Raw genomic sequence first — 5,990 nt, 5'->3', positions numbered from 1 at the left:
CCTTACCTGACAGGGACTTACACCCTGCAAGATGCATCAAGCTTTGCTTGACGCACTAACGCCTAAATAACAGGAAAATTGAGTTGGACGCTTTTTTGCGGTTCTTTGCAAAAAATCGGCAAACTCTATTTTTCCTAGTTTATTTTCTTGTTATGTGTGTCTAGCAGAACACTCACAACACTGTTGGCACAAATTTCGCTTGATAATTGAAAACTTATTATTTTAGAGGCTAAAATGCAAATTACCAGTACTACTTATATGACTCCGGCAAAAGAAGCATATAAAACCGGCAATTCTTTGCCGGACAATAAAACCCAAAGTGCTATGGTTGCGCAAGAAGTATCCTCTATACATGAATTAGCCCAATATATAGACCCAAGTAATATGTCTCGAAATGAAGCTGCCATATTATCTGGTGCATTATTTCCCGATGAACCTAGTGCGACTTTTGGTGCACAAGCCCTTATACTAGTAAATGATAATGGTACACTACGGAATGCAACTAAATCAGACGCAATCATGAATGAAAAATTTGATATGTTCGAGTCGATAAAAGGGCAAATGGAATTTAATCAGCAACGTGGTATATCAAATGACAACTTAGAGCTTGCTCAAGATTATTTACATAAATTGCAAATAGCAAAAACCTCTCCGTCAGTTAACATATACACATAACGCTTGCAGCATGCGCGCCTGCGAAATGGAGCCGAAGGCGCAATGTAGTAGGCGTCGCCGTGCCTGCACTTGTTATGTGTTTGGCTTCACTAGTTTAATGGCATACACCTTGCAACACTTAATTTTTAACTAATGATACTAGGGGCTAACCATGCAAATTGGAAGTGCAATAGCGACTTCAGCTATAACACCAACACAAAAAAGCGGCAACAATATGCCGCCCCAAACAACGATGACTGGCAACACACAATCCAACCAACCGCTAGCTCGTGAACTTGCCGAAACATTTGACCCAAAGAATATGAACTACAACGAGTCAATGGCTCTTGCCAGCGCCTTAATGAAAGCTGGCGAGGGTGATTTAAGCTCAGCATTCCTCCCCCCGCCACTTCTAAAGGTTAATAGTGATGGGAGTGTAATCGACACAACTGGAACGCCGGAAGCGGATGCTAAAATGAATAATAAATTCAACATGTTCGAAACGCTTACAGCTAGAATTGACTTTAATAAAAGTATGAATTTGCCAACAGACTTACTTGAGGATGCTTATTCCTTTTTAGAGAAAGTTCAAGTCGCCCGTAACACGCCGAGTATCAATGAGTACACATAACAGCTTATTGAAGGGCAAATGAAAATTAATGTCGCCCTTTAACTTATTGATTATTAACATCCTACATTTGCTATCTTATTGAAGTAAAGCAATTAATTGTGCCTAACAGACAAAAAACAAACCGAGCTTGCGCGTAAAGTAGAATTTTGGCTCAGTACACTAAAAATTAAAGTCAATAAAATCAGATAATTACGGTTTTTCTATTTTTAATACGATACAACTAAAGAACGATTTTAAATCGTTTTTTAGTTGTAAATCGATGAAATCCCATTATAACTGTACATAAAAACAGTGCGTACCATATAAAAGTGTCCCAGCTGATTTTATCTTTCACGCTTTTGGCTTTTTCACATGCGCAGCATGTGGCTGTTGGGGTTAAGGGGTTCACCCCTTGCCCGTAGCTCCTATCCGATCTTTTTGGAACAAAAAGTGGGATAGGAGCGTACCGGGTTACGTTGTAGTCCCACTTAATAAGTGGGCTGCTTTGGCTTCGCACTCACTGAGTGCGAAACGGTTTAAATTGCATTCTTTAAGTGAACAGTTACGTGAAAAAAGGTGAAATTTCGATTTCTCAGCAAAATTTATTATCGATTTACGCCCGTAGGATTTGATAAGTGCGGCTGAGAAATGATGCCGCTGATAGGCCCCATCATTTCTCAGGCTGATTATTGGTTCTGTGAGAGCAAATTTTGGCGTATAAAGTCACTCAGGATTTACTGGCTGTTGTCATGATTAACGCTCTACGGTTTATCTTTTCAGCAAAAATCCTCTCATATAATCCCACTTCTTATACTGGTAGAAATAAATTCAATGTGTAACTGACTTTATCCACCACTGGTTTGAGTGTTTTCACATCATATTGCTTGCCGTATCGTCCATAGGTGATGTTGTGATAAACGTGTCCAACAAGCTGTGCCACCATCGACTCTTCGATTTGCAGTTGTTTCAGTTCATCAATAAAGGTGTGACGGAATGAGTATGCTGTAGGTCGTTTACCTGCGATAAAGTGTAGTTGGTCGAGTAATTTGCCAAACTCACGGCAGAACTTATGTGACCAAACACCATCACTACTGGGTTGATAATGGAATAATGGGCTGTTTGTTAAATGACTATTTTTTAACTGACAGCTTTTTGATGTTCGGTCAGTAATGGTTTGAACGAAATCAATAAAGCCAAGCTCAATGAGTTTTTGATGTAGCGGAACCGTTCGTTTTGACTGTGCTGTTTTGAGTTGTTGGCTCATGCCTTCATTGGTCACGTGAATGACGCTGATACCATCGATTACGGTTATATCATTGCTGTGTAGCTGACAAGCCTCTGAAGGCCGTAAACCTTGATACAGCATCAATAGTGTTATCCATTTAAAGCCAGGGTGTTTATCGATAAATTCTTGTGATTGCAGTACGTGTTTTAGTTGCTCAGGTTGCCAGCGCTGACGCGCTAAATCATGCCCAGCTTGGTTACTTGGCTTTGATAGCTTCACTTCATCAAACGGGTTTGCGGTGGTGTAGCGCATCAGTTTGCACCATTTAAAGAACTGCGACACCGCAGCTAAGTAGTCTTTATTACTCTTATGGCTTCGACCTTCTTCGAGCAAACAATCCTTGTATTCCATCGCCTCAGCGCTGGTTATGTCGAATACATCATCTAGGTGGGTTCTTTCAATAAAGTGGCCTATGCGTTGATTAAGCTGCTTTACCGTTAACACTGAGACAGACTGCTTTTGTTTAGACGCAATAAACTTAATTAGTGCATCCGTTAATGTGACGTTAGCAACTGAATTTGTTTGCTTTTTACTACTCGGATTATTTGAGAATGCCAAGTTTGTTAGTGAGGGACAATTGTCATATGTCGCACTATTATGTGCTAATTGCGTTGGCCGAGTGGGAATAAACTGAATGATTTCCCGCACTGGCTTGGCATTTTCATCAAGCGTTTCAGTTACTCCAACAAAGCCTGCACGGGCATCATTAATCAATTGATTGACGTGTTCCTTAAACGCATCGGGCTGTGATTGTGGGGTTAAGTTGCTGATTAATGGTCGTAAGATACCCGCAACGACAAGGTTACGGCCTATCGCGATTGAGCGCTGTTTAGTGAGCAAGGATACTTTGATGTCGGCAGAGAAGCCTTTATCACGCAGATAAGCAGGCAACACCATGCGGGTGTAATAGGTACAATTTGTGGCTCGAAATAGGTACATATGTCTCAGTCATCCGTTTTGGGTCTGAGAATATGATTTTTCAAATGCTAGAAAGCAAAAAAGCCATTGATTATCAATGGCTTTTTCACTTTAGAATGTGGCGGAGGGATAGGGATTTGAACCCAAACTCTCGAATTAAATAGTTGAAATAGTCGTTTAAATTCATTTGGTTGCAGATTTTTATATCTTCAAAGTCTGCAATTGCTAACTAAGATTGACTATATGATTGAAATGAAAAATTGTCAATTCAAATTGGTTTTATCCATGGGGCTATAGCTAAGATAAATAATGGACTTCGCTGTCTTGCTGATGCGTTCAATCTCTGATGATGTTAGATACTCACGTTCACGAACATCTTTATATTTGCGGGTATTGGTAACTTTCGAGTTTTCGGTGTTTGGGGTGGGTGTTCTGTAATCTTCTAAGTTGCTGATATTACTCATTCGGCTCTGCATAACTTTCGAGATTATAGTCGAAAACTGGAAAAATTTATACGGTGATGAAGATTGCTAGTAATGATGACGTAGGTGTGAAGCTGTGATGATGGGGCAAATGTTTAAACGGGTGGAATGATAAAATTACCAGCAAAGCTGGTAATTTTATCATTTTTGAATGCGGCATAGCAGTCAGTCAACCCACCATGTATAAGAGGTTGCTATTTAGTATTTTGATGCTTAGCTTAGTTTTTTTATCGCCTGAGTCACATCAGACACAAGTTCATCATAACTGACCGCTCCCGTAAAAGCTTCCGAACCTTCAGGGCTGTACATATCGAGAGAATAGAACACCCCCTCAAGTGCCTCATACTCTTCTTGCTTGAAGAGCTCGCCCTCAGCCTTAAAGTTTTCCAAAAAATCCCTCTGAAACTCTTCCGTGTCCAACGATTTGCTGAGAAAATTACACATCAATTGCGTATAAAATATTTTTCTACTCATATTTTTACAGGCTCCCTCGGCCCTAAAAAGATGCCACCCATTTCTTGAACAGTAATCGGTTTTCTTTAAAAAGTTACCCACTTTGTCGTAGGCGTAATTCACTGTTGCGTTAATCGCCGGATTATTATTAAAAACCGGCCCTAAAAAGATGCCACCCATTTCTTGAACAGTAATCGGTTTTCTTTAAAAAGTTACCCACTTTGTCGTAGGCGTAATTCACTGTTGCGTTAATCGCCGGATTATTATTAAAAACGATGCCACCCATTTCTTGAACAAATAACATAACTCGTTTTCATGGCTTTGGCGAGGGTTATGATTGATGTGCTCAACTCATCAATTTTTATCGATATGACTAAAATATTATCGTTAAATGAGTGATTTATGTGTCATCTAAGAAATTTAGCACATCAGAAAAACTTGATAGATATCAAGTGTTAGAAAAATTGTAATTTGATTGGGGATGATGACTTAAGCGCACAGCCAGCGTTGACAATTTGCCGCGCCTTGTCGTCGTTTTCGCTCTAAATGCTCACAGTATTCAGTTAAAGCAGGTAATGCCCCAACAGCACCTTTAAATAATGCACCAAACTCTGTAGTGATTTTAAGCCAATTCTCTGCGGGGATGTTTAGCCTATTCAGTATGTCCTGACTGCTTGAGCTAATGGCGCCACGCTTATCATCTCGAATAATCCGACCGGTATCTTCAACCAATACAATGTAGTCTTTCACGCTGAACATGAGCCCGTTAGGCATATTGAGCCTTTCATTTCCCACAAACGGTAATAGCTCAGCTGGTTGCTCGCCTTTCATCGCTGAATTGATACGTCGTTGAATACTGGTATAATCTGAGGTTTCCGGGGTTGCGGCCATCTTGGCTCTGACAGGGTTTAAATCGACATAAGCCATACAGGCTAAAACTGCAGCTTCATCAAGCAGTGCTTGAGACTTAAAGCGGCCTTCCCAGAAGCGGCCTGTACACTTATCTTCTTTATTGGCCATTCTGGCGATGGGCTCACTGAGTGAGCGCATAAACCAACTGATATCAATTAAGCGTTTACGGTATTCAGTAATGCATTCATTAACCGTTTGAAGTTCAAACTGGTTAAGGTCTTCCTCTTTAAGGTATTTGTGCGTGAGCAACGTACCTTTAAAGCCCTTGTGCCATTGAATGAGCACTTCTTTATCTGACCACTGCTTCGCTTTGTCAGCATCGACTTTTAACACCACATGCAAGTGGTTACTCATCACTGCATAGGCACAAATATCAATAGCAAAGATGGTCGCTAATTCAAGAATGCGTGAATCAACCCACTCACGCCGATGCTCAAAGTTATCACCTGTTGAATTATCAATTCCGCACAAGAATGCCTTACGCACCACACGAGAACAGCAGTGATAGTAAGGTGTATCTTCCAGGCTAACAATTGTCTGTCTTGGTCTGGCCATCTTCAAGTACCGTTTGTGAAAGGGTAAATAAAGCGTAGTTCAGCGCTCAATATTTAGTCAACAATCTTGGGTGATGAGATGGACGTTCCCTAATACGGCGTCAATGCGCCAAACTGATGTT

The 5,990-nt window shown here is 40.6% G+C and carries 5 protein-coding genes; 2 read left to right on the top strand and 3 right to left on the bottom strand.

The window, feature by feature from the left end; translation table 11 throughout:
* The first annotated feature begins 234 nt into the window (after positions 1–234).
* Entirely contained in the window at positions 235–675 is a 441-nt protein-coding gene (locus IEY42_RS21460; RefSeq protein ID WP_007991293.1) for a hypothetical protein, read from the top strand.
* Positions 676–826: 151 nt separating this feature from the next.
* Positions 827–1,285: a hypothetical protein gene (locus tag IEY42_RS21455; RefSeq protein WP_188927230.1), complete on the top strand. Its 459-nt coding sequence runs from the start codon at positions 827–829 to the stop codon at positions 1,283–1,285.
* Between the two features lie 787 nt (positions 1,286–2,072).
* On the opposite strand, the gene IEY42_RS21450 is transcribed toward IEY42_RS21455, so the two are convergent.
* From IEY42_RS21450 to IEY42_RS21440, 3 genes are all read right to left on the bottom strand, one after another.
* Entirely contained in the window at positions 2,073–3,488 is a 1,416-nt protein-coding gene (locus IEY42_RS21450) for a site-specific integrase (protein ID WP_188927229.1), read from the bottom strand.
* A gap of 674 nt (positions 3,489–4,162) precedes the next feature.
* Positions 4,163–4,582 carry a colicin immunity domain-containing protein gene (locus IEY42_RS21445; RefSeq protein WP_188927228.1) on the bottom strand — a complete coding sequence of 140 codons (420 nt, stop codon included), beginning with the start codon at positions 4,580–4,582 and terminating at the stop codon, positions 4,163–4,165.
* A 309-nt stretch (positions 4,583–4,891) separates the two neighbouring features.
* Positions 4,892–5,869, bottom strand: coding sequence for a transposase (locus IEY42_RS21440; RefSeq protein ID WP_188927227.1), 978 nt, complete (start codon positions 5,867–5,869; stop codon positions 4,892–4,894).
* Positions 5,870–5,990: the final 121 nt, after the last annotated feature.

Source organism: Shewanella algicola (assembly GCF_014648035.1).
In the GTDB taxonomy this organism is placed as follows: Bacteria; Pseudomonadota; Gammaproteobacteria; order Enterobacterales; family Shewanellaceae; genus Shewanella; species Shewanella algicola.
The sequence above is the reverse complement of the archived record's forward strand: the minus strand, read 5'-3'. Positions and strand labels throughout refer to the sequence as shown.